Source organism: Mesorhizobium sp. CNPSo 4661 (genome assembly GCF_057784215.1).
Genome location: NZ_JBWGIO010000080.1, coordinates 1 through 586 on the forward strand (window position 1 = coordinate 1; position 586 = coordinate 586).

The following is a 586-nucleotide window of genomic DNA, read 5'->3' on the forward strand; positions in this document are numbered from 1 at the left end:
TTCGCCGACCTCGAGCGCATCGTTGGCAAGTTCCCGCGCGCCATCTGGCGTTCCAACGGCCGCGCCCAGGAAATCACCGTCTGGTGCTCCAACGACTATCTCGGCATGGGCCAGAACGCGGATGTGATCGCCGCCTTCCAGACCGCGGCCGGCAAGATGGGTTCGGGCGCCGGCGGCACCCGCAACATCTCCGGCACCTCCAACCCGCTGGTCGAGCTGGAGCATGAGCTCGCCGACCTGCACGACAAGGAAGCGGCCCTGGTCTTCACCTCCGGCTTCGTCTCCAACGAGGCCTCGATCTCGACCATCGCCCGGCTTTTGCCCAACTGCCTGATCATCTCGGACGAGCTCAACCATGCCTCGATGATCGAAGGCGTGCGCCGCTCGGGCGCGGAAAAGAAGATCTTCCGCCACAATGACGTCGCGCATCTGGAAAGCCTGCTGCAGGCGGCCGGCCGCGAGCGCGCCAAGCTGATCGTCTTCGAGAGCGTCTATTCGATGGACGGCGACATCGCGCCGATCAGGCAGATCGTCGAGCTCGCCGAACGCTACAACGCCATGACCTATATCGACGAGGTCCATGCGG

Annotated in this window: 1 protein-coding gene; it reads left to right on the forward strand. The window is 64.5% G+C overall.

The annotated features are described in order from the left end of the window. Positions 1-586: aminotransferase class I/II-fold pyridoxal phosphate-dependent enzyme (locus AC0YKC_RS33990; protein WP_488514244.1), on the forward strand; the 586-nt coding region annotated here is incomplete at both ends.